22 protein-coding genes, 1 pseudogene and 1 other annotated feature are annotated in these 22,377 nt (G+C 44.7%); of the genes and pseudogenes, 5 read left to right on the forward strand and 18 right to left on the reverse strand.

Going from position 1 to position 22,377, the window contains the following annotated elements:
• Positions 1 to 395: 395 nt before the first annotated feature.
• Positions 396 to 695 (forward strand): hydrolase, encoded by a 300-nt coding sequence (locus BBA02S_RS13480; RefSeq protein ID WP_370670960.1) that lies wholly within the window; start codon positions 396 to 398, stop codon positions 693 to 695.
• A 34-nt stretch (positions 696 to 729) separates the two neighbouring features.
• Here BBA02S_RS13480 and BBA02S_RS13485 read toward each other — a convergent pair whose 3' ends face one another.
• From BBA02S_RS13485 to acsA, 4 genes are all read right to left on the reverse strand, one after another.
• Positions 730 to 912, reverse strand: coding sequence for a hypothetical protein (locus BBA02S_RS13485; RefSeq protein WP_041114015.1), 183 nt, complete (start codon positions 910 to 912; stop codon positions 730 to 732).
• A gap of 29 nt (positions 913 to 941) precedes the next feature.
• Positions 942 to 1,358 carry a hypothetical protein gene (locus BBA02S_RS13490; RefSeq protein ID WP_156136610.1) on the reverse strand — a complete coding sequence of 139 codons (417 nt, stop codon included), beginning with the start codon at positions 1,356 to 1,358 and terminating at the stop codon, positions 942 to 944.
• A gap of 78 nt (positions 1,359 to 1,436) precedes the next feature.
• Positions 1,437 to 2,699 carry a tyrosine--tRNA ligase gene (gene tyrS / locus BBA02S_RS13495; RefSeq protein ID WP_041097815.1) on the reverse strand — a complete coding sequence of 421 codons (1,263 nt, stop codon included), beginning with the start codon at positions 2,697 to 2,699 and terminating at the stop codon, positions 1,437 to 1,439.
• Between the two features lie 58 nt (positions 2,700 to 2,757).
• Positions 2,758 to 2,972, reverse strand: a binding site (T-box leader).
• Between the two features lie 271 nt (positions 2,973 to 3,243).
• Positions 3,244 to 4,962, reverse strand: coding sequence for an acetate--CoA ligase (acsA, locus tag BBA02S_RS13500; protein ID WP_041114016.1), 1,719 nt, complete (start codon positions 4,960 to 4,962; stop codon positions 3,244 to 3,246).
• Positions 4,963 to 5,255: 293 nt separating this feature from the next.
• Between acsA and BBA02S_RS13505 the strand changes: the two genes are divergently transcribed.
• The 3 genes and pseudogenes from BBA02S_RS13505 (at position 5,256) to BBA02S_RS13515 (ending at position 7,716) form a co-directional block, all read left to right on the forward strand.
• Positions 5,256 to 5,888, forward strand: a complete 633-nt coding sequence (locus BBA02S_RS13505) for a GNAT family N-acetyltransferase (protein ID WP_041097820.1) — start codon at positions 5,256 to 5,258, stop codon at positions 5,886 to 5,888.
• Positions 5,889 to 5,906: 18 nt separating this feature from the next.
• Entirely contained in the window at positions 5,907 to 6,554 is a 648-nt protein-coding gene (locus BBA02S_RS13510; RefSeq protein ID WP_041097822.1) for an acetoin utilization AcuB family protein, read from the forward strand.
• Positions 6,551 to 7,716, forward strand: a pseudogene (locus BBA02S_RS13515) (acetoin utilization protein AcuC). Before BBA02S_RS13510 ends, BBA02S_RS13515 begins: the two are co-directional and overlap by 4 nt.
• A gap of 122 nt (positions 7,717 to 7,838) precedes the next feature.
• Here the strand turns inward: BBA02S_RS13515 and motS are convergent.
• From motS to BBA02S_RS13585, 14 genes are all read right to left on the reverse strand, one after another.
• Complete coding sequence (gene motS / locus BBA02S_RS13520; protein ID WP_041097824.1) at positions 7,839 to 8,558, reverse strand: flagellar motor protein MotS; 720 nt, start codon at positions 8,556 to 8,558, stop codon at positions 7,839 to 7,841.
• On the reverse strand, positions 8,555 to 9,364 hold the full coding sequence (gene motP / locus BBA02S_RS13525; protein WP_041114017.1) for a flagellar motor protein MotP: 810 nt from the start codon (positions 9,362 to 9,364) through the stop codon (positions 8,555 to 8,557). The genes motS and motP overlap by 4 nt, the downstream gene beginning before the upstream one ends.
• 59 nt (positions 9,365 to 9,423) lie before the next feature.
• Positions 9,424 to 10,419 carry a catabolite control protein A gene (gene ccpA, locus BBA02S_RS13530; protein ID WP_041097828.1) on the reverse strand — a complete coding sequence of 332 codons (996 nt, stop codon included), beginning with the start codon at positions 10,417 to 10,419 and terminating at the stop codon, positions 9,424 to 9,426.
• 73 nt (positions 10,420 to 10,492) lie between these two features.
• Complete coding sequence (locus tag BBA02S_RS13535; protein WP_041098300.1) at positions 10,493 to 11,569, reverse strand: bifunctional 3-deoxy-7-phosphoheptulonate synthase/chorismate mutase; 1,077 nt, start codon at positions 11,567 to 11,569, stop codon at positions 10,493 to 10,495.
• Between the two features lie 264 nt (positions 11,570 to 11,833).
• Entirely contained in the window at positions 11,834 to 12,160 is a 327-nt protein-coding gene (gene ytxJ / locus BBA02S_RS13540; RefSeq protein ID WP_041097830.1) for a bacillithiol system redox-active protein YtxJ, read from the reverse strand.
• Between the two features lie 81 nt (positions 12,161 to 12,241).
• Positions 12,242 to 12,973, reverse strand: a complete 732-nt coding sequence (locus BBA02S_RS21625; protein ID WP_231557201.1) for a YtxH domain-containing protein — start codon at positions 12,971 to 12,973, stop codon at positions 12,242 to 12,244.
• Positions 12,974 to 12,991: 18 nt separating this feature from the next.
• Positions 12,992 to 13,483 carry a DUF948 domain-containing protein gene (locus BBA02S_RS13550; RefSeq protein WP_041097832.1) on the reverse strand — a complete coding sequence of 164 codons (492 nt, stop codon included), beginning with the start codon at positions 13,481 to 13,483 and terminating at the stop codon, positions 12,992 to 12,994.
• Between the two features lie 215 nt (positions 13,484 to 13,698).
• Complete coding sequence (murC, locus tag BBA02S_RS13555; protein ID WP_041097834.1) at positions 13,699 to 15,003, reverse strand: UDP-N-acetylmuramate--L-alanine ligase; 1,305 nt, start codon at positions 15,001 to 15,003, stop codon at positions 13,699 to 13,701.
• Between the two features lie 205 nt (positions 15,004 to 15,208).
• Positions 15,209 to 17,728 carry a DNA translocase FtsK gene (locus BBA02S_RS13560; protein ID WP_041114018.1) on the reverse strand — a complete coding sequence of 840 codons (2,520 nt, stop codon included), beginning with the start codon at positions 17,726 to 17,728 and terminating at the stop codon, positions 15,209 to 15,211.
• A gap of 150 nt (positions 17,729 to 17,878) precedes the next feature.
• Positions 17,879 to 18,688, reverse strand: coding sequence for a DUF1444 domain-containing protein (locus BBA02S_RS13565; RefSeq protein ID WP_041114019.1), 810 nt, complete (start codon positions 18,686 to 18,688; stop codon positions 17,879 to 17,881).
• An 83-nt stretch (positions 18,689 to 18,771) separates the two neighbouring features.
• Positions 18,772 to 19,083, reverse strand: a complete 312-nt coding sequence (locus BBA02S_RS13570) for a thioredoxin family protein (protein ID WP_041097840.1) — start codon at positions 19,081 to 19,083, stop codon at positions 18,772 to 18,774.
• A 2-nt stretch (positions 19,084 to 19,085) separates the two neighbouring features.
• A complete protein-coding gene (locus BBA02S_RS13575) occupies positions 19,086 to 20,102 on the reverse strand; it encodes a PTS sugar transporter subunit IIC (protein WP_041097842.1) in 1,017 nt (338 codons plus the stop codon).
• A gap of 73 nt (positions 20,103 to 20,175) precedes the next feature.
• Positions 20,176 to 20,694 carry a DUF84 family protein gene (locus tag BBA02S_RS13580; protein WP_041114043.1) on the reverse strand — a complete coding sequence of 173 codons (519 nt, stop codon included), beginning with the start codon at positions 20,692 to 20,694 and terminating at the stop codon, positions 20,176 to 20,178.
• A 116-nt stretch (positions 20,695 to 20,810) separates the two neighbouring features.
• Positions 20,811 to 21,884 (reverse strand): M42 family metallopeptidase, encoded by a 1,074-nt coding sequence (locus BBA02S_RS13585; RefSeq protein WP_041097846.1) that lies wholly within the window; start codon positions 21,882 to 21,884, stop codon positions 20,811 to 20,813.
• 164 nt (positions 21,885 to 22,048) lie between these two features.
• Here BBA02S_RS13585 and BBA02S_RS13590 point away from each other — a divergent pair, with 164 nt between their 5' ends.
• Entirely contained in the window at positions 22,049 to 22,369 is a 321-nt protein-coding gene (locus BBA02S_RS13590; RefSeq protein ID WP_305954918.1) for a PepSY domain-containing protein, read from the forward strand.
• Positions 22,370 to 22,377 lie beyond the last annotated feature (8 nt).

Consider the following 22,377-nt stretch of genomic DNA (forward strand, 5'->3'; position numbering starts at 1 on the left):
CTCTTTTCCGATTAGTCATCGGGCGTAGAGGGCCTATTTGGGGACAACCTCATGACAACAGACCAAACTCTGTAGAGCATGAGGACGACTATGATTATTAGCTCTTCCATTGTTGTATACCGTTTATAAGCCGGGAGCTTTCCTGGCTTTTTTCTTTTTAAAACTCCACTTCCACCTTGAGTTTCATCGGAATTTCTTGGGCAACATGAACACTTCTGTTTCCTGCTTCTACTAACTCTTTCACTTTATCCTTGCTTCATCTAAGTACTCAAAGCACTCAACCGCCTTCCAAAAATTAGGGAATTGAATTAGGAGGTTTGTCCAACCAATATTGACTCTGAATTCATAAAGTATAGTGTAAGTTCTTACTAAACAATAAAGGAGGGAATTACTTTATGAATCATAAGAAAAATCGTTGCCACAAACATAAAAGTAATGAACATGAACATAATTGCGATTGTCACAAACATGAACATAAATGCAATGGATGTATTTGTGATCAACTAAGAAAGTTACAAACACAGACAGAAGTAGACGTTTTTTTATCTAGTGGCGAAGTATTAGAAGACGTAGTATTTATTAACTTTGATCGGAATAACTGCTGTGCTTTCTTTATGGATACTGAAACAGAACCAGGCTCAACTCTTATTGTAGACTGTCAAAGAATTGATGCTATTCGTATCGAAGCAAATTAATGTAGTGAAAGGCCAGGAATTTTTCCTGGCTTTTTTATTTTCTTCTTTCCAACTCTGGCTGAACTAAACTAAAGATATATTTCTGATGATCCACATATTCTTCAACTGGATCGCCACAGGCAACATGAGAACCAATACGCCTTTCTGCATCTTCCACAAGCAGCATTAACCCATTTTCTGACAGGCTCTTAATGTGTGATTCTATTAAAAGGCCCATTTAGATCCCTCCTTCGCATTTTCAACGAACTACGTCATTACTCTTCTTTGCTTCCACACCATATTAAATTCCGAAAGCATAAAGTTACAATTATCATCTGTAGAACTAGCCAGCCATTCATTAACCGGTTCGCCAAACTCTAGCCAATGATCTGAAATGCTCGCGAGAACTTCGTTTAATGTCTTCTTCGTATCGTTTTTTGCAGCTTTTATCTCTATTTCGATGACATAGAGATCCCTTATCTTCCAATAGGGTTCAATGATTAATAGTTTTGCCTCTTTTATTAAAGGCTTAAATATGTGCAAAAACTTATTTAAAGCACGTTGAGCTTCCTTCTTGTTTTGGGCATTGGCATACAACCTTACAAACATATCGTTTCCTTTCTTCAGCCGCGGGCTGTTACGCCAGTTAGCGGTCCCTTCTCCGATTCGTCCTTCTATACACAAAGATCCTGATCCCGGCGCTTCACCGGTTTCAGGATCTTTTCTGCTCTATTGCCCGCTATGTTCACGGGCCTCTGTTTCTTATTTATACTTAACTAAATGGTATTTTTTCTTGCCGCGGCGAATAATTGTAAATTCACCTTCCATCTTGTCTTTTTCAGATAAAACATAAGCGGTGTCTGTTACTTTTTCGCCATTAATAGAGACAGCCCCATTTTGAACATCTTCACGTGCTTGGCGCTTTGATGAGGAAATGCCGGCAGCTACAAGCAAGTCTACCAGGCCGATTTCTTCTCCGCTCGCCTGCTCAAACGATGGAACATCTTTAAAGCCTTGTTCAATCTCTGCTGCTGTTAAACTTTTAACATCCCCGCTGAATAAAGCAGCTGTAATTTTTTGAGCCTGCTCCAGTGCCTCATTGCCATGGATTAACCGCGTCATTTCTTCAGCTAACGCTTTTTGGGCTTTTCGTAAATGAGGCTCTTCTTTAACGGAGTTTTCAAGCTCCTCAATAGTTGCTGGTGTTAAGAATGTAAAGATTTTCAAGTACTTCACAACATCCGCATCAGCTGTATTAATCCAGAACTGATAGAACTCGTATGGAGATGTTTTCTTCGGGTCGAGCCAAATGGCACCGCTCTCTGTCTTGCCGAATTTCGTTCCATCTGCTTTTGTTACAAGCGGAATGGTTAAACCATAGGCTTTCTCGCCTTCCGGCTTCATTTTGCGAATCAGCTCCAGCCCCGTCGTAATGTTTCCCCACTGATCGCTCCCGCCAATTTGCATTTTGCAGTTGTGGTTCTCGTATAAATGCAGAAAATCCATCGCCTGCAGAATGGTATACGTAAATTCTGTAAAAGAAATCCCCGTTTCTAACCTGGACGCTACTGTGTCTTTTGCAAGCATATAGTTGACTCCAATATGCTTGCCGAAATCACGCAAAAAGGTCACAATATCCATGGAGCCTGCCCAGTCATAGTTATTAACAAGTTTAGCGCCATTTTCTCCTTCAAACTTAAAAATTTTCTCAAGCTGCTTTTTAATGCACGCCACATTATGCTGTACCATTTCTAGTGTCTGCAGCTTTCTTTCTTCCTTCTTCCCGCTCGGGTCTCCGATTAATCCTGTTGCCCCGCCGACAAGAACGATCGGGCGATGTCCGTTATTTTGAAAGCGGCGCAGCGTCAGAAACGGCAGCAAGTGGCCAATATGCATACTATCCGCTGTTGGATCCACACCGCAGTAAAGAGAGACTTGTTCGTTTTCTAAGAGTGCCTTAATTCCTTCTTCATCTGTTTGCTGGTAAATAATCCCTCTCCATTGTAACTCTTCCAATAATTCCATTTCTCTTCTTCCTTTCTTTTTCAAACCTGCACAAAACAAAAAGCGCCCCTGCAATGACTGCAGGGACGCTATTATGCGCGGTACCACCCAAGCTTGAGAATTAGAGTTCTCCACTCATTTTAGATAACGGTTAATCCGTTTGCTGCTACTAGATGATGTTCACAGCAAAAGCTCCAGGAGGTAATTCATTCAACTATTTGTACCGGTTTCCACCAGCCACCGGCTCTCTTGTAACAGGGATAGCGAACTACTAAGTCCTATCATAGCTCAATATGTAAGTTGTATACGTTATATTTAAACAGAGCCTTTCAGAAAAGTCAAACCCGTTTTTACAGAAAATTGTTAACCGGCCATAAGGCTGATTAAAAAGGGGGGGGAATTGTTTTTCTTATGACGGACAAGCGCGCTAAAGCAAAAAACTTTAACAACCTCGCCCAGCCTTGGATGACAGCGAGGTTGTTATCTTTAAACGGCTTGGTCGTCACTCTGCAAAAACGGCTTTGAAACATCTGAGAATCTGTTTCAAAGCCGTCCATCTTTTTTATTAGTCCTCCATGGTAGACAAGTCACCTGTTGGAAGATCCAGCTCCCATGCCTTCAAGACACGGCGCATAATTTTTCCGCTGCGTGTCTTTGGCAGCTTGTCGCGGAATTCAATTTCCCGCGGTGCTGCGTGGGCAGCAAGGCCAGTTTTGACAAATTGGCGAATGTCTTCTTTCAGCTCCTCGGTTGGCTCATATCCTTCTTGAAGAGCAACAAACGCTTTAATAATTTCGCCGCGTACAGGATCAGGCTTCCCGATAACGCCCGCTTCTGTAACGGCCGGGTGTTCAATTAACTTGCTTTCAACTTCAAACGGGCCGACCCGTTCGCCGGCGGTCATAATGACGTCATCGACACGGCCTTGGAACCAGAAATAACCATCTTCATCCATGTAAGCTGAATCTCCCGACACATACCAGCCGCCCGGCATAAAGTAAGATTCATATTTTTCCGGGTTGTTCCAGATAGCCACCATCATGGACGGCCATCCTTTCTTAATTGCCAGGTTCCCCATTCGGTTTGGCGGCAGTTCATTTCCTTGATCATCAACGATCGCTGCTTTAACTCCCGGAACCGGTTTGCCCATGGAGCCTGGACGAATATCCATGGAAGGATAATTACAAATGACCATCGCACCGGTTTCTGTCATCCACCAAGTGTCATGGATGCGGCGGTCAAACACTTTTGCCCCCCAGCGGATCACCTCTGGATTGAGCGGTTCTCCTACGCTGATAATATGGCGCAGTGAACTTAAATCAAATTTCTTTACGACTTCATCGCCGGCACCCATCAGCATGCGAAAAGCAGTTGGCGCGCTGTACCAAACAGTCACTTTGTAATCTTCAATCGTTTGATACCAGGCTTCAGGCTTAAAGCGGCCGCCAACAATGACATTCGTTGTTCCCGTCAGCCACGGCCCAAAAATCCCATAAGAAGTTCCGGTCACCCAGCCGGGATCAGCCGTGCACCAGTATACGTCATTCCCTTGCAAATCAAGCACCCATTTAGCTGTCATATATTGCTGAACCATAGCCCGGTGAACATGCAAAACTCCTTTTGGCTTTCCTGTTGAACCAGAAGTGTAATGAAGCATCATGCCATCCTCTAAATTCATCCATTCGATCTCAAAAGCTGTATCGGCTTCTTGCATTTTGGCGTTAAAGTCCACATATTTCTCTTCCGACGGCACACTGCCGCCAACGATAAATACCTTTTCTAAAGCCGGCAGTTCATTAACCGGTACGCGGTCAATCAGCTCCGGAGTCGTGACGAGCACCTTGGCGCTGCTATCCGCCAAACGGTCGCGGACAGCGCCTTCCATGAAAGCTTCAAAAAGCGGACCGACAATCGCTCCGGCTTTAATGGCGCCAAGTACAGCAAAATACAATTCAGGTGAGCGCGGCATAAATATAAAAACGCGGTCGCCCTTTTCAACTCCGCCTGCGGTTTTCAGCACATTAGCCGCTTTGTTTGTATATTCTTTCATTTCTTCAAACGTATATTTTTCGTTTCTGTCCGCATCTCTATAATAAAGAGCCACTTTTTGTTTAAGGCCGGATTCCGCATGACGGTCAATCGCCTCGTAAGCAATGTTTATCTTGCCGGTTTCAGACCAGGAAAAGTGGTTCTCGGCCTCTTTCCAATCAAATGAAGCAGATAATTCATCGTAATCTTTTAAATTATAATTTCCCTCTCTTACTGTCAGCGTTTCCAATTTCATACGACCGTTCCTCCCTATGTAAGAATACAGTTTCTATTATAACCCAAATTTCAATTTTTCACAATTTTGAAACAATCTCCCGGACTATTTATCCATCCTTTTAAAACATAGATTTATTCAAAAAATGATTCATTTTCTGCCGGAGACGCCGCCTTTCTCTTCTTTGCATAGACGATTCAGATATTAACGAATAAATGAGCAAAAATCGCTAATTGCGAAAATTTAGTGAAAACGCTTTATTAAACGAAAATTCAGTTATAATACAAGTATGGAATGATGAAGGCGGTGACTTAATGGAGCATAGAAAAGAGTATCACTCGCAAGAAGTAGAAACGTCTAAAGGAGTAATTACGATTGAAGGCCCCGTTTCTGCGGAAGCTTTAGCTGGCCTTACCTTTCACGAAGGGCTGACTGCTTTTCGGCAGCCGAAGCAACAGCATGAGGCCATCATTGAAATTGCCGATCTTCCGGAAGGGCGCATCATTATCGCCCGCAGCGGCACCGTAATCGTTGGCTATGTGACCTATCTCTATCCTGATCCGCTTGAAAGATGGTCTGAGGCCAATCTGGACAACTTAATTGAGCTTGGAGCAGTGGAAGTAGCTCCTCCTTATCGCGGCACTCAGCTTGGCAAGAGCATGATTAAGCTGTCCATGCTTGATGAAATGATGGAACACTATATTATTATTACTACTGAATATTATTGGCATTGGGACTTAAAGGGGACTGGACTGAACGTATGGGAGTATCGAAAAATAATGGAAAAGATGATGAATGCCGGCGGATTGGTCTGGTATGCAACCGACGACCCGGAAATCAGCTCACACCCTGCCAACTGCCTGATGGTGCGCATCGGCAAATATGTCGATCAGGCAGCTATCGAGCGCTTTGACCAAGTGCGCTTCATGAATCGCTTTATGTATTAAACAAAGGGGGATGAATAAATGATTGTGGAACAAATTATGCAGCGGGAAGTACATACACTATCACCGGGCGATAAAATCGGCACCGCCTTACAGTTATTCAGGGATAAGAAAATCCGCCATGTCCCAATCGTTGACGAGCAGGGAGAACTTGTCGGAATCGTGGCCGACCGCGACGTGAAAGATTCTACTCCTTCTATTTTGAAAAAAGATTTAAGCGACGAAGAGCTAAATAAGCCGCTCTCTTTGATTATGCAGCGAAATGTTGTCACCGGCCACCCTCTTGACTTTGTAGAAGATGTTGCGGCTGTTTTTTATGAGCATCGCATTGGCTGCATGCCAATCGTTCAAGGGGGGAAAATCGTCGGAATGGTAACAGAAACAGATGTTCTTCATACCTTTGTAGAATTAACCGGAGCCAACCAGCCGGGCTCGCGCATTGAAATTAAAATGCCGAATAAACCTGGAGAGCTGTTTGATGTGGTCAGCATTTTAAATAAGCGCCGGGCCAACATTCACAGTGTGTTTGTGTATCCGGATCAGGAAGATGAAAATTTTAAAATTGTTGTATTTCGCGTGCGAATGATGAACCCAACCGGAGTGATTGATGATTTAAAGCAGGAGGGGCATATTGTACTTTGGCCGAATATGCCGGGCATTTCTTCATGAAGAAAGAAGCCGTATTCGTCTATTCGGATCAGCTGCTTTCTTATAAATTTTCCGATAATCATCCATTCAATCAATTCCGGCTGACATTAACAATCGATTTGCTCCAAAAGATAAACAGCATTCAAGAAAGCGATATCGTCCCTCCGCGCTTGGCATCCAGCGAAGAACTGCAGCTTATTCATGATGCCGCCTACGTGGAGGCTGTCCAAAAGGCTGGAAACGGCGAGCTGCCGATTGATACGGCAGAAGGATATGGCTTAGGAACAGAGGATACCCCAATATTCAAAGGGATGCATGAGGCAAGCGCTTTACTTGTAGGCGGGACGCTGACAGCCGCTGATTGGGTCATGCAGGAAAAAGCAGCACATGCCCTGCATCTTGGAGGAGGACTTCATCACGGCTTCCGCGGAAAGGCATCGGGCTTCTGCATTTATAATGACAGTTCCGTAGCTATTAAATATCTGCAAGAAAAATACCAAGCACGCGTTTTATATATTGACACAGATGCTCATCATGGAGACGGGGTTCAATGGTCTTTTTACGATGACCCTAACGTATGTACGCTTTCTATTCATGAAACCGGCCGGTATTTATTTCCGGGAACCGGAAACATTAATGAACGCGGCCAAGGAAAGGAAAGGGATACGGTTTTTCTTTCAATCTCCCTTTAGATGCCTTTACTGAAGACGATTCCTGGCTTGAAGCTTACGAAACGTCCATATGGGAAGTAGCTGACTTTTTTAAGCCTGACGTTATTTTAACGCAAAATGGAGCAGACGCTCATTTCTATGATCCGCTCACTCATTTGTCTGCCACGATGAATATTTACCGGCGCATCCCCGAAATCGCCCATCAAGTGGCTCACCGGTACTGCGACGGCCGCTGGATTGCTGTCGGAGGCGGCGGCTATGATATCTGGCGGGTCGTTCCCAGAGCCTGGTCTTATATTTGGCTCGCCATGACCAATCACGCCAATGTATCTGGATCGCTTCCGAAAGAGTGGATAGAAAAGTGGCAGCCTAAAGCTCCTGTACAGCTGCCAGCTGGGTGGGATGATCCTCCCGGTATTTACCCTGCTATCCCGCGAAAGCCGGAAATCGAAGAGAAAAACCGGCTAACACTAGAAAAAATGTTATACCCTCTCAGGCAGCAAAAAAAATAAAAAAAAACGGTCCGGCTGCCCGCTTCCTCCCTTGCCTGCAGCGCAGCAATGGAAAGACAGCACAGCAACCGGCCGCTTTTCTTCTTTGATTGTATTCAAGTAATACGCAAATAGATGAAGCCCTATTCTTTATAAGTTGGATCAGAAATGATAATCTGCACCCGGCGGTTTTTTTGCATATTCTCCTTGCTCGTATTAGGGGCGAGCGGCCGTGTATCTCCATAGCCGACAGCAATGAAGCGGTCCGGCTCCAGGCCGACATCATCTACAAAAAAACGAATGACACTGCCTGCCCGCGCGCTGGAAAGTTCCCAGTTAGAAGGATAAATAGCGTTTTTAATGGGGCGATTATCCGTGTGTCCCTCCACTTTGACCAAATTAGGAATGGTCTTCAATAGATTTCCTGTCTTTTCCAAAAAAGGATAGGCGTCCTCAAGAACAACGGCATCTCCCGTGCTGAAAACGACTTGCTCTTGAAGAATAAGCACAACACCGCGTTCATTTCTTGTCGCTGTGATGGTGTCTTCAAGTCCTTTTTCTTTTAAATATTTCTGAACTTCCTTTGCCAGCTGATCAAGGGATTCTTCATTGCGATCGGCTTCCTGCTCATTCATCTTTTCCGATGGATATTCTCCGGGAACGATAGAATCATTTGACTGAAAAACAGATTGTGCGTTGAACGACTGAGCGATGGTTTTAAATTTAATCATGTCAATCTGCGACATCGAAAAAAGCAAAATAAAGAACACTAAGATGAGTGTGACAAGATCAGAAAACGTCACCATCCATTTAGGGGCTCCTTTTGGTTCTCCTTTGCGGGAGGGACGGCGACGGCTGATCATAGCTCTGCCGCCTCATTTGCAGTCATTGCTTCTGCTCTCTTTCTCTCGCTGCCATCAGAGAATGCCTGCAGCTTTTCCCGAAGGATCTTTGGGTTTTGCCCCGATTGTACGCCAACTACGCCTTCAATCACAATTTCCCGGAAAAAAACCTCTTTCTCTGTTTTCAATGCTAATTTTGCCGCCATCGGTAAAAAAACAAGATTGGCAAGCAATGAACCATAAAGCGTTGTTAATAGGGCAACCGCCATATTCGGACCTAGTGAAGTCGGATCATCCAGATTTTTTAGCATTAGCACAAGCCCGATCAAGGTCCCAATCATTCCCCAGGCTGGAGCATAGTCCCCTGCTTTCTCCAAAAGGCTTCGTTTCTTTCTATGCCGTTCTTCGAGTGCTGTAATCTCAGCATTCATAATATCGACAAGCATATCCTGCTCAATGCCGTCGATCGCCAGCATCATGCCTTTCTTTAAAAACGGATCTTCCTCTTCCTGTACATCTTTCTCAAGTGCCAGCAGCCCTTCACGGCGAGCCTTCTCAGACAGCTCTACAAATCTTTTGATGAGCGCATCCAAATCCATTTCTTCCTCGCGAAATGCCTGTCTCATTACCGTAAAAAGATATTTGATTTCGCTAAATGGGAAATTAATGAGCAAGCCGGCTGTTATTCCGCCAAATACAATTAAGATTGACGGCAAATGAATAAAAGAGGCAAAGCCATCGGTGCCGCCGCTGGTCACAATAGCAAACACTAGCAGAACAAGCCCTGCAAGAATGCCAATAGGTGTCAGTGCATCAAATTTTTTCATCTTTCCTCCCTACCTTCTGCTGCAGAAACAGTCTTCTACTCTTACTATCGGAGGAAATATTACTTTGTTGACCCTCTTTTTTCAATACGATGCGGCAGCACAACAATTGGGCTTTCTACTTCTTCTTTATTCATATATTTTGTTAACAGCCTCATAGCAACTGCCCCGATATCGTACAATGGCTGTACGACAGAGGTCAGCTGAGGGCGGACCATCAATGCAAGCTTGGTGCTTTCGAAGCTAATAACTTCCAGTTCTTCAGGAATTTTCAATCCGCTATCCTGTGCCCCGTGAATAATGCCGAGAGCCATCTCATCGCCATTGGCAAATACTGCCGTCGGCTTGACAGCAGCTGTTTCAAGCTTGTGCCACGCCTCGATCCCTGATTCGTATGTGTAATCTCCATCAATCACTAATTCATCGACAACAGGTAAGTTCGCAGCATCCATGCCTTCCTTATATCCGCGCAATACATACTGGCTGATTGTATCATCCAACGGTCCATCAACAAATGCAATATGTTCATGCCCTTTTTCAGCAAGCGCGCTGATAACATCAACCGCCGCTTCCTCATAATTAATATTGACAGACGGGATTTTTTCAGTAGGCTCCAATGAACCTGCCAAAACAACTGGAACCGGAGAACGTTCAAACTCTTCCACATGCTCCTGTGTGATTCGGCCGCCCATAAATATAAGCCCGTCTACTTGCTTGCCGAGCATCGTATGGATTAAGTGAATTTCCTTTTCCTTATTTTGGTCGGAGTTGCTTAAGATAATATTGTATTTATACATGGTGGCAATGTCTTCAATCCCTCTTGCCAGTTCAGCGTAAAATATATTCGAGATATCGGGGATAATTACGCCTACTGTTGTCGTTTTCTTGCTGGCCAATCCGCGAGCTACCGCATTTGGGCGATAGCCAAGGCGTTCAATGACTTCCAATACTTTTTTTCTTGTAGCAGGCTTTACATTTGGATTTCCATTTACCACACGGGAAACCGTTGCCATAGAAACACTCGCTTCCCGGGCTACATCATAGATCGTTACATTCATTTTTTTATCTTCTCCTTCGAATTAACTTTTTATCTCTATCTTAACAAAAAAAACTCCTGTAAATACACAGGAGTTACGCTTTTACAGGAATAGTTTGAAGAACTTCCTGATAAAATTCATCAAATTGTTGCAAATTCATTTGCTGTGCAGAGTCAGAAAGGGCTACAGCCGGATCAGGATGCACCTCCGCCATGACTCCATCTGCCCCAATAGCAAGCGCTGCTTTCGCTGTTGGAATTAACAGATCACGTCGTCCTGTGGAGTGAGTCACGTCTACAAAGACAGGCAAATGTGTTTCCTGCTTCAAGATTGGCACAGCCGAGATATCTAATGTATTGCGTGTCGCACGCTCGTATGTGCGTATGCCGCGCTCACAAAGTATAATTTGATCATTTCCGCGAGAGATAATGTACTCAGCTGCGTTAATGAATTCTTCAATTGTTGCTGCAAGACCGCGTTTTAAGAGTACGGGCTTCTTCACGCTGCCGGCCGCTTTCAGCAATTCAAAGTTTTGCATGTTGCGGGCTCCAATTTGGATCACATCAATATAATCGCAAGCTACCTCAATATCAGCCGGATTCACGATCTCACTGACAACCGCCAGATCATATTCATCGGCGACTCTCTTCAAGATTTTCAATCCTTCCAAACCAAGACCTTGGAAATCATAAGGAGAGGTACGCGGCTTGAATGCTCCGCCTCGAATTAATTTAAGTCCTTTATTTTTAATGGCTTCTGCTACTGCTGCCACTTGTTCATACGATTCAACAGCGCAAGGTCCGAATACAAATGTCGGAGAACCGTTTCCTACTTTCTCTCCGCGAATATTTACAATCGTATCTTCCGGTTTCTTCTTACGGGAAACAAGAAGCGCCTTGCGATGATCGTCTTGCTGCAGCTCAAGCCCCGCTTTAAAGATTTCTTTAAACAAGTGTTCAATCGTTGAATTTTCAAATGGCCCGCTGTTGCTTTCAACGATTTTATTCAACATCGCTCTTTCGCGGACAGGATCATAACGGTTGACGCCCTGCTTTTCTTTCACTCGCCCGATTTCCTGAACGAGTGTAGCGCGCTCGCTGATAAGATTCAGGAGTTCTACGTTTATTTCGTCAACACGCTGTCTTAACTGATCTAGTTCCTGGTTACTCACAATTATCATCCTTCCGCTTTAATATATTTATATCGCTTTCTCCCCTGCTCAATTGCACGCCTCTCCGTCCGTCTTTCTTTTCCTGGCAGGAAAGAACCAAACGGGAGAGAAGCAAGGTTTCCAATGTTAGGGACTATTATAAAACAAACATTCTGAAATGTCACGAACATTTTTCTTTAATTATTAGACGCTTTTAAGCGTTAAAGTAAAATAGCGAAAATAAGGTTGAAAAAGGCGGATTTTCACCCTTTTCAACCTTGCTTTTTATTTTTTCGAATCAGCGTTTTCCAATTGCTCGCGCGTAATTTTCCAATGAGATGCATGCCAGGAGGGACGCCCGTTTTCAAATAGAAATGCCTGCGGAGATTGATGGATGATATCGTATTCTCCTGCTATATAATTGGAAAGCTCCCTTGAATCCTGAACAGCTAAATAATACCCTTGTTCGTCCGGATGTTCATTTAAAAATGCTTGATATTCATCAAAGGCGCTGGCGCTCACTGGACATGTTGTACTATGCTTAAGGAAAAAGAAACGTTTATTTTCTTCCGCTAATTTTTCAAAATCGGCGATAATCTCTATTTTCTCCACGTTGATCTCCCTTCTGTATTGTAAACTTCCCGCTTTTTTAGCGTGCAGTGGCAAAAAAACAGCGGACAAGCCGCTGCTTTTTTATTTATTATTTTTTTTGTTGTGGGGCTTGCTGCTGTTCGAATTATTTTTATTTGAAGCGTTCGAGCTGTTTTTGACAGGACTGTTAGCTACGTTCTGTCCGCCTTTCTTGGCTTTTTCATCTACACCGACATCTGCCGGGTTGGCATAAACAGACGGTGCTGGCTTTTCAGCTTCTGCTGAACTGCCGGCCGCAGCTTCTCGGCTTGATTGCGAGTCCGCAGATGATCCATTCGTATTGCCAAGGTTTTTCTCGGTTTGATCAAAGGCTTTTTTTGTTTCCTCCAGCTTTTGAGAGATAGAATCCTTGACAGAACCGGCTGTTTCTTTGGCCTGGTCCATCATTTCATTTGCCGCCTCATTAGTTGAATCTGATCCGCCTGTTGGCATCATCGTCTTCACTTTGCCCATTAAGGCACCGGATTGATCTTGGACAGATTGAGACAAAGTAGACGTTTTATCTTTGGCGACAGCAGCAAGAGTGTTTCCTTTTTCTATTGCCATTTCCGTCCAGCCGCTAGCCCGTTCCTTCAATGTGCCCGCCTGTGAATTAAAGTCTTCACGCAGCTCTTTTCCAGATTTCGGAGCCATAAATAAAGCAGTGGCAGCGCCGACTAACCCGCCGACTAATGCACCGATTAAAAAATCTTTCGTGTTCATTGTACCGTCATCGTAGCTGTTTCCTGCCTCATAATTATCGTACTTTACATTCGGCTTTTTCATTTGTCCCATATCAATCTCTCCTTTTCGTTAATAATTTGGCTGGCGAGTTACAGACGAAGCTGATTCCGGAGCAGACAGCTCTCCGGCATTCGCCTGGCGCGGCCGCTCTTCTTTTCCTTCTTTAAACTTTTCAACAAGCTGTTTGACAATGTTTCCCCACTGCACTGCCTGGGAAATTTTATACTGATTTTTTTCCATTTGTGAGGCAACAGTTGTCGTTACTTTATTGATAGACTGGTTCAAGTTTTGAACAGTTAAACCAACATCTTTAACAGCGTATACCACTGTATTCAGTTGTTCAGTTTTATGCTGGACATCCTCGGCAAGGGCATTTGTTTTATGTAATAACTCTGTTGTTTCCGCTGTAATGCCTTGCATTTGTCCTTCTAATCTGTCTACTGTCCGGGAAAGGCTGTCCAGTGTTTTGTCAACTGATTTTAAAGTTTTTGACAAACTCAGGACAAGAATTAAAAAAGCGATCGCCGCTAACGCAGCACTTAAATACAAAATGATTTCCACTGTATGACACCTCCTGCAGTTCTTTTACTATACACTAAAGTTACCCCACAAATAAAAGGTTAAACACTCATAAATTCTCTTAAATGCCTAATTTTCCTGCTTATTTACCAAAAAAGTATAAAATGTTCACCGTTTAGCCACAGCTGCCGCTGAAAAAGAAAACTGCCGGAGAATCTCCGGCAGCCGGCGAGAAAGTGACAGCTGCCACCTTCTCATTATTGTTCATTCAGGTAGTTTTCATACGCAGACTGAAACTTTTGAATATCTCCGGCTCCCATAAAAACCAGCACGCTATCTTTGTGTTTGGCTAGGGAAGAAGTTTCTTCTTCCTTCAGTAAAACAGAGCCGGGAATCCTTTTTTGTAGATCTTCGATCGTCAGCTGGCCATGATGTTCACGGGCAGATCCGAAAATATCACATAAATATACACGATCGGCTCCGTTGAGACTTTCAGCAAAATCGTCTAAGAAAGTCTGTGTTCTAGAGAAGGTATGCGGTTGAAAGATAATAACGATTTCTCTGTCATGATACTTCTGCCGTGCAGAGTTAATCGTTGCTTTGATTTCAGTAGGATGATGCGCATAGTCGTCAATCAGCACCTGGGTTCCGATCACCTTCTCAGAAAAGCGCCGTTTCACGCCTTCAAACGTCAACAATCTTTCTTTGACGATTTCCGTGTCAATTTCCTCGTAATGACAAAGCGCAATGACAGCAAGCGCATTTAAAATATTATGATCTCCGAATGTCGGAATTTTAAATGATGCATAGAATGTATGGCGCACAAAAACATCAAAAGTTGTACCTGTTGCATCATGCTGCACGTTACGGGCCTGAAAATCATTTTCTTCTGCAAATCCATAAAACACGACAGGCACTTTAGCATGAATTCCTTGCAGGTACTCATCATCCCCGCAAGCAAAAATTCCCTTTTTCACCTTGAGAGCCATTTCCTGGAACGCAGAAAAAACGTCTTCTACATCGGCAAAATAATCCGGATGGTCAAAATCAATGTTCGTCATAATCGCATAGTCAGGGTCGTAAGATAAGAAGTGCCGGCGATATTCACATGCTTCAAAAGGAAAATAGATCGCCTCTTTCTCCCCTTTACCTGTGCCATCCCCGATCAGGAAAGAAGTTGGCTTTGCCCCGCTAATCACATGGGCCAGCAAACCTGTTGTTGATGTCTTTCCATGAGCGCCGGTAACAGCAATACTCGTAAAGTTTTGCATAAATTCTCCAAGAAAGCGGTGGTAGCGAATAACAGGAATCTGCAATTCATTTGCCCGCTGAATTTCCTCGTGATCATCGGGAAACGCATTGCCGGCAATTACAGTCATGCCCGGCTGAATATTATCAGCCCGAAACGGCAAGATAGGAATACCTGCCTCCTCCAGTGCTTTTTGAGTAAAAAAAGATTTATCCACATCAGAACCTTGCACGGTTTCACCTTGATCGTGAAGAACTTGTGCAAGGGCGCTCATTCCCGAGCCTTTAATTCCAACAAAGTGGTATGTTGTCATAATAGAACCTCCAGCATTCGTCTATCCGTAAGCATTATATGTATTTTAAGCCATTTTGCCCTTTTATAGACGACGGACAGTTAGCATTTTACATTGAAACATTATAACACTTTTTTTCGCGGCTGACTATGCAGCGTTTTTTTTCTGCCTAAAAAAGGAGGCCGCGTTTGATTGCGGACCTCCGAATCGCATCTTTGCAAAACAATTAATTTCCATGGGAATCATGGAGCGCTTGCAGCTCTTCTTCTGTCAAAAGCACCTCCCGCGGCCTTCCGGCTCGCTGCCCAGATACAAATCCTTGGGTTTCCATCATTTCGATTAAGCGCGCAGCCCGATTATAGCCGATTTTGAAATGCCGCTGCAATAACGAAGTAGAGGCCCCGCCCTGCTGGACCACAAACTCACATGCTTCCGGGAAGAGTTCATCTTCTGTTTCTGAAATAGCTGCTCTTTGAAGAAGCTCCTCCTGCTCAAACAAGTAATTGGGCTCCTGTTCTCTCCGTACGTGCGCCACGATTGTATCAATTTCATCGTCAGAAACAAATGTACCTTGCAGACGTACTGTTTCTGATGCCCCATTATTCAAAAAGAGCATATCACCGCGGCCGAGCAGCTTCTCCGCTCCACCTGTATCAATAATTGTGCGCGAATCTACTTGAGAAGACACAGAAAAAGCGATTCTCGTTGGAATGTTTGCTTTAATTAACCCAGTAATAACATCAACTGAAGGACGCTGTGTCGCTACAATTAAATGAATGCCGCACGCCCGCGCCTTTTGAGCGATCCGGCAAATCGCTTCTTCGACATCCGCAGGTGACATCATCATTAAATCAGCAAGCTCGTCAATGATAATGACGATATACGGCAAATGTTCACTTTTTCTTCCATGCGCCTCCGCTTTCTCATTGTACTTGGTAATGTCCCGAACGCCGGAATGGACAAAGAGCTCATAACGTCTCTCCATCTCTTCTACTGCCCATTTCAAAGCGGCTGTTGCTGCTTTGACATCTGTTATAACCGGACTTACCAGATGAGGAATACCGTTATAAGGCGCTAATTCAACCATTTTCGGATCAATGAGCATCAGCTTTAATTCATGAGGCGCGGCTTTATACAGAAGGCTGACGAGAATTGAGTTAATACAGACGCTCTTTCCTGATCCTGTTGCCCCGGCAATTAAGCCGTGGGGCATTTTCTTTAAATCCAGCACAACCGGCTCGCCGGAAATATCGAGACCGAGTGCTGAAGTGAGCGGAGAGGAATTTTCCGCAAAGGCGGGACTGGAAATAATTTCACTGATCTGCACCGGGCGGCTTTCTTTGTTCGGCACTTCAATCCCGATGACCTGAGTGCCGGGAATTGGCGCCTCAATCCGAATATTCCGTGCAGCCAGGCTCCGTTTAATATCATCCGTTAAATTTGTGATTTTGCTTACTTTTACGCCCCGTTCCGGCTCCACTTCAAACCGGGTAACAGAAGGGCCGACGGTAACGTTAACTACTGACGCCTTCACATTAAAATTCTTGAACGTTTCATTCAACACTTCACTTTGTGCATCGACCAATTCCCGGCTGGCTTCTTTCACAACAGGCGGGGATAAATAGGTTTCATACGGAAAGACATAGTACTCCGGCTCGCTATCGCTGGCGGCCTCCCCCTGCTTTTCCTCAGCAGCTGCAGGCGGCGTCAGACCTTCCTGTTCTTCCTCCTGCGGAAGAGCAAGATCATCTTCTTGGACAGAAAGCGACTCTTCAAGCAGAACAGGCGGCTGTTCGTGCCGTTTCTTCAGCAATTCGCGATCCTGTTTGGACATGATCACATTAAAGGGAGTTTGCCTTCTTTTGTGGCTTCTCTTTTCAGCTCGGGAAACTTTTTTTTCCTCCGGCAGCTTTCCTGTAGGATTTTCAGGCAGCGCCAGCTTTTCCTCAGCCTTTTCTTCAATCTGTTCCTCTGTTTTCTCCTCTGGCACGAACACCGCAGGCTCCTCTTTTTGTGCCGGTTCAGCTACAGTAGCAGCGGCTTCTTCGACTGCGAACAATGGTACAGCTTCTACATCAAATACTTTTTTCTTGTCCTCCGGCTTGAATAAAAGCAGAGGTTCTTCCTTTGGCAGTTTAGGAGCCGGCGCTTCTGTTTCAACCGGGTCAGCCGGAGTAAATAACACCTTTTCCTCTTCTTCAATATTCACTGTTTGCAGCTCCGGCGCCTCTTCGTGAACTATCGGACTACTCTCTTCCTGATGATTCAGCTCTGTCTCAGCTTTTTTATCCTCTGCAGGCATAGGCCGTTTTTGAAATCCGTAGATAGGAGAAGGAACCTCTGTCGGCTTAAAAGGGCCGGAAGGTGGCTTATAAGCCTCTGATGCCTGAACTGGCTGTGCAGAGTACACTTTTTCTTCCGGCTCATAAGTATATCCCTGCTCTGCCTCAAGTGTATTGCCAGGGAAATCTTCCCTTTCTAAACGAATTCTTCTTTTCCGGCGCGGCTGCAGTTGAGCTCTCTCTGGTTGAGAAAGGCCTAATTCCCGAGAAGGGTAGCGATAAGTGACTTTCGCTTTCATTTCCGGCGTTTCTGGAGGCCGCTCATGAAATACATAAGGAGCTGGCTGCTCCTCTGGCTTTTGTGAAACTGGTTTTTCATCTACAGTCGGCTCAGCCGGTTGTTCAAACTCTTCATCATCTATTTCTTCACGAAACAATCCCATTATTTTTTTAAAGAAGCTCATTACAATCACCTTTTCTTTTTAGAAAATCATTTCTTATTTTAACAGCTTTTGCCGCTGTGGCTATAGTAAATCGCAACAATTGAGACTTTTGCACCGAAAGACTGAAAAACCTTGAAAGCGCCGGTCTGCCTTCAAGGTTTTTCAGTCTATTTATTCATCTTCTCTTCCAACAGTCCGGTTTTTAGCCATGATAAAGATAGGTTCCAGCTTTCCTTCTTCATATAAAAATGAGAGAGCAGTAATCGGCACATGTCCGCTCGTAAAAAAGCTCATTGTCATTTGAGCCAGTACGTCATAGCCCGTTTCATTGCGGATATCACCGACAATAAGCACATCGCCATGCGGAACGGATACGGTCATTTCCCCCTCGGCTCTTTCAAACATTTCTTTTAAAAACTTATCATTTAAAATCCGGCTGGCATCATAGCCATCATTCGTATTGAGGAAATAAAATTTGTTGCCGGCCACTTCATCTGTTTTTACATCTGTTTTTAAAGAACGAAGGTTAAATTGAGCGATTTCACGAATATGTTCTTTCGTCCATCCTTCTTTTCTCATCAGCTGTTCATCAATAAGACGATACGTTTTTCCCAGATCCAGTGCATAGTAGATATTGGTCTCCGCTGTATGTTTGTCAATAAAAAATGGCACTTCTTCCGCCGCCTCTTTCGGAAAAGAAGTGGAACGGATTACAGGAAAAACATTTTTTTCTTGCGCCGCCAGCGAATGGTCGGCTCCCATGACAGACAGTGCCTCTTCTGCATAGTAAATGACCTCGTCAATTGCTTTTTCCTTTTTTTCATGCCACTTCGCGACGATCCCCGGGAGTGAGACAGTAATGCCTTTTCCTGACTGTTCATTTTCAATCCGCAGCTCGTCTCTTTCACGATCAAATTTAAACGAGCGATGGCTCTGTTTCAAACGCTCTTCAAGAATGCGTCTTAATTTTTTTGAATCCACACTCTCTCTCCTTTCTCAACAAAGACGCCTGGCCAGCCGACTGCCAAAACAAATCTGCAACCGGCGAGCCAGACGCTCGAATGTTATAAACTTTCAACAAATTGCTCGATTTCTTCCTTTGTCTTCCGGTCCTTGCTGACAAACCGGCCCAGCTCTTTGCCGCTGTCAAAAGCTACAAAGCTCGGAATGCCGAAGATATCCATACTGATACACAAATCGAGGAAGTCGTCACGATCAACATAGACAAAATTGTATTCATTATATTTCTCCTCAATTTCAGGCAGCACAGGTTCAATCACCCGGCAATCCGGACACCAGTCGGCAGAAAACAAAAAGATCTGTTTCCCTGATTCTTTCAGCTGCTGAAATTCCTCGATTGATGCTAGCTTCTTCACTCTTATTTTCCTCCTGTCGAGATGGTCATCTGGCCGGACTTAATCCAGCCCTTCCTTCTCATAGCTTCTGATATGAGTAAGCTTATCACAAGAGGACCGGCAAAATGAAGCAGAAAGACTTGCAGAAAAACCTCTGCTTTAAAGCCCATAACAGAAAACGTCATAATCTGCCCAACAAGTCCCGAGGTCCCCATCCCTGCTCCGGCAGCATTGTTTGCCATTGGCCATATCGTAGTGCCGATTGGTGCCAGTATCGCTCCGGCCACAGTAGGCGGGATCAGTATAAGCGGATGCTGAATAATATTAGGGACCTGGAGCATTGAGGTTCCCAGACCTTGGGCGATAAAGCCGCCCAACTTGTTTTCACGCCAGCTTGCTGCTGCAAAACCGATCATTTGCGCACTGCAGCCAATAGTAGCAGCTCCGGCAGCCAAGCCGTTTAAATCTAACATTAAAGCAATGGCGGCGCTAGATATCGGTGCGGTAAGCGCCAGGCCCATTAATACAGCGACAAGTATGCCCATCGTAATCGGACGCTGCAGCGTGGCCCATTCGATCCAGCCGCCAAACCATTTCATAAATGTATTGATGCCTGGCCCCAACAAAGCCGCTGCGCTATAACCCGTGGCAATCGTCACGAAAGGAGCCACAATAATGTCTACTTTTGTTGTGCCGCTGAGAGCCTTTCCAATCTCCGCTCCCAAAAGAGCCGCAACATAACTGCCTGCAGGACCGCCAAGCGCAGCCCCGGCCGCTCCCGTTGCCACACTGGCGAACAGAACAAGGGGCGGCGCTTTCAAACCAAATGCGACTGCTACTCCAATAGCAGGTCCCATAAGGCTCATCGCCAATTTTCCCATTTCTATAAGAAAAGGCAGGTTCAATTGCTCACCGATTGTTTTGATAATCAAACCGATAATAAGAGAGCTAAACAGCCCGAGTGCCATGAAGCTGAGCGCTTCGACAAAATAAACCTTCGGTGACAAGGTCACTCCTTTTTTTTGCAAATATGCTTTCAAAACGATTCCTCCTTACACCTATATTTACTGGTGTAAAGACAATTATATACTGTTTTCGCGGCAAAAAAAGCCCTTATTTGTCATTGTTCCGCAAAAATTGTCCTAGCAATAGTTTTGCCACATGAAGGAACATTTCATCCCTTGTTACTAAGCCGTTGGAAAAAATCCCAACCGCTCCCTCGTGCTGCCGGATTCCTCTTTTATTCGTAAATTGATCCATGACCGGACCAAGTTCTTGCCCGCTGCGGAGCTGTTCCGCTACTTCTTCAGGCAATAAAATTCGAGCGCCTCCTGCAGTGATAACAGGCTGTTCCTTAACGGCAAGCGCTCCCCAATTGCAAAGGTATAATCCGTCTTCCGTTTCCATGACTCCTCCTTCAAGGCCGATCCCAATATGAGCTTCTGCCTTTTCAAGAACAGCTTTCGCCCGGTTGATTGCCCCTTGTTTCGTTTCTGTATCGGAAAACGGCTGTTCTCTGACTCCGGAAGGAACGGAAAGGGCAATCACTTCTCCCTCTAGATGGGCTGCTTGCACTGCTTTTTCCACTGCCAGCCTCTTAGCCGGATTAGATGAACCGATCGCTATCTTCATGTATACCCCTGCTTTCGTCATAGTATTTTCAGCCCCTTTCGCCAAAGCAAATTCTTATTTCCCGGTCTTTTATCAAATAAAAACAGGCGCTTATTATGATCAGCGCCTGAATATGTTCAGCTTCCTGCTTTTAAGGAATCTACTGTCGCCCGGTCACTTGCTTTGACAAGGCGAATGAGCAGTTCTTTCGCGGCTGCGTAATCATCCACATGGATAATAGACGCATGCGTATGGATATAGCGTGAACAAATGCCGATGACAGCACTAGGCACACCTTCATTAGAGGTATGGACGCGGCCGGCATCTGTCCCGCCTTGAGAAACAAAATATTGATAGGGGATGTGATGAGTTTCAGCTGTATCAAGTATAAACTCTCTTATTCCCCGATGCGTGACCATCGTCCGGTCAAAAATACGAAGCAAGGCTCCTTTGCCCAGTTGGCCAAATTCGGTTTTATCCCCGGAGGCATCATTAGCCGGACTGGCATCCAATGCATAGAAAATATCGGGTTGAATCATTTGGGCAGCGGTTTGGGCGCCGCGGAGACCGACTTCCTCCTGTACGGTTGCACCAGCATAAAGGCGATTTGGCACAGTCTCTCCTTGAAGTTCCTTTAACAGTTCAATGGCTAAACCGCAACCGTAGCGATTATCCCAGGCTTTGGCGAGAATTTTCTTTTTATTTGCCATCGGAGTAAAGAGAGACACCGGCAAAATGGACTGGCCTGGTTTGATGCCAATACTTTTCGCATCTTCTTTATCATCTGCTCCGATATCAATCAGCATATTTTTGATTTCCATCGGCTTCTTGCGCTGTTCTTCATTCAACAAGTGAGGAGGCACGGAACTGATGACCCCAATCACCGGACCATTGTCCGTTATAATTTGCACCCGTTGAGCAAGAAGCACCTGTCCCCACCAGCCGCCAAGCGGTTGAAACCTGATCATTCCGTTATCTGTGATTTGTGTAACCATAAATCCGACTTCATCCATATGTCCGGCAACCATGACTACAGGGTCATTATCTGCTCCCTTTTTTACGCCGAAAATGCTGCCAAGCCCGTCTTGAACAACTTCATCCGCATACATTTCCAATTGCGTGCGCATGAACCGGCGGACATCGTGCTCATTTCCAGGAGCGCCCGGCAATTCCGTTAAAGTCTTAAAGAGGTCCATCGTTTCTTTATTCATGCTCTACTCTCCTTTTAAAGTCTGAACTGCCTTCATTCTACAGAAAATTGGACCAGACTTCCAGTTGGGACTATGGCAATTTTCTGAACATGAAAGACAGAAGTTTCAGCATTTTTCAAATTGATGTATACTTATAGTAATCTATTAAAACAGGGGTGAAAAAAATGAACATTAATTGGGGGGCATTCCTATTGGGAGCTGCTGCCGGAGCAGCAGGCGCCGTCATTGCACAGCAAAACTTGTCAAAAACTACATACGTTTCAGCGGAAAAAGCACTGAAAGAGGTAAAAGAAGCGTTTAAATCAGAAGGACCGATTGATGGTTCCTGGATTAAAATGAAGCCGGAACCATTGAAAAAAGCCGGAATGGACAAAATGGTCTACAAAGGCGGAGTTTCCCGCACAATCGGCCAGGAAAGAGAACAATTTGAATTTGTTGCTGACTCTCGCACAGGCACAATTATGGATGTATACAAAACGTATTAATCATCCTT

The sequence above is a fragment of the Bacillus badius NBRC 15713 genome (genome assembly GCF_001591605.1).
In the GTDB taxonomy this organism is placed as follows: Bacteria; Bacillota; Bacilli; order Bacillales; family Domibacillaceae; genus Pseudobacillus; species Pseudobacillus badius.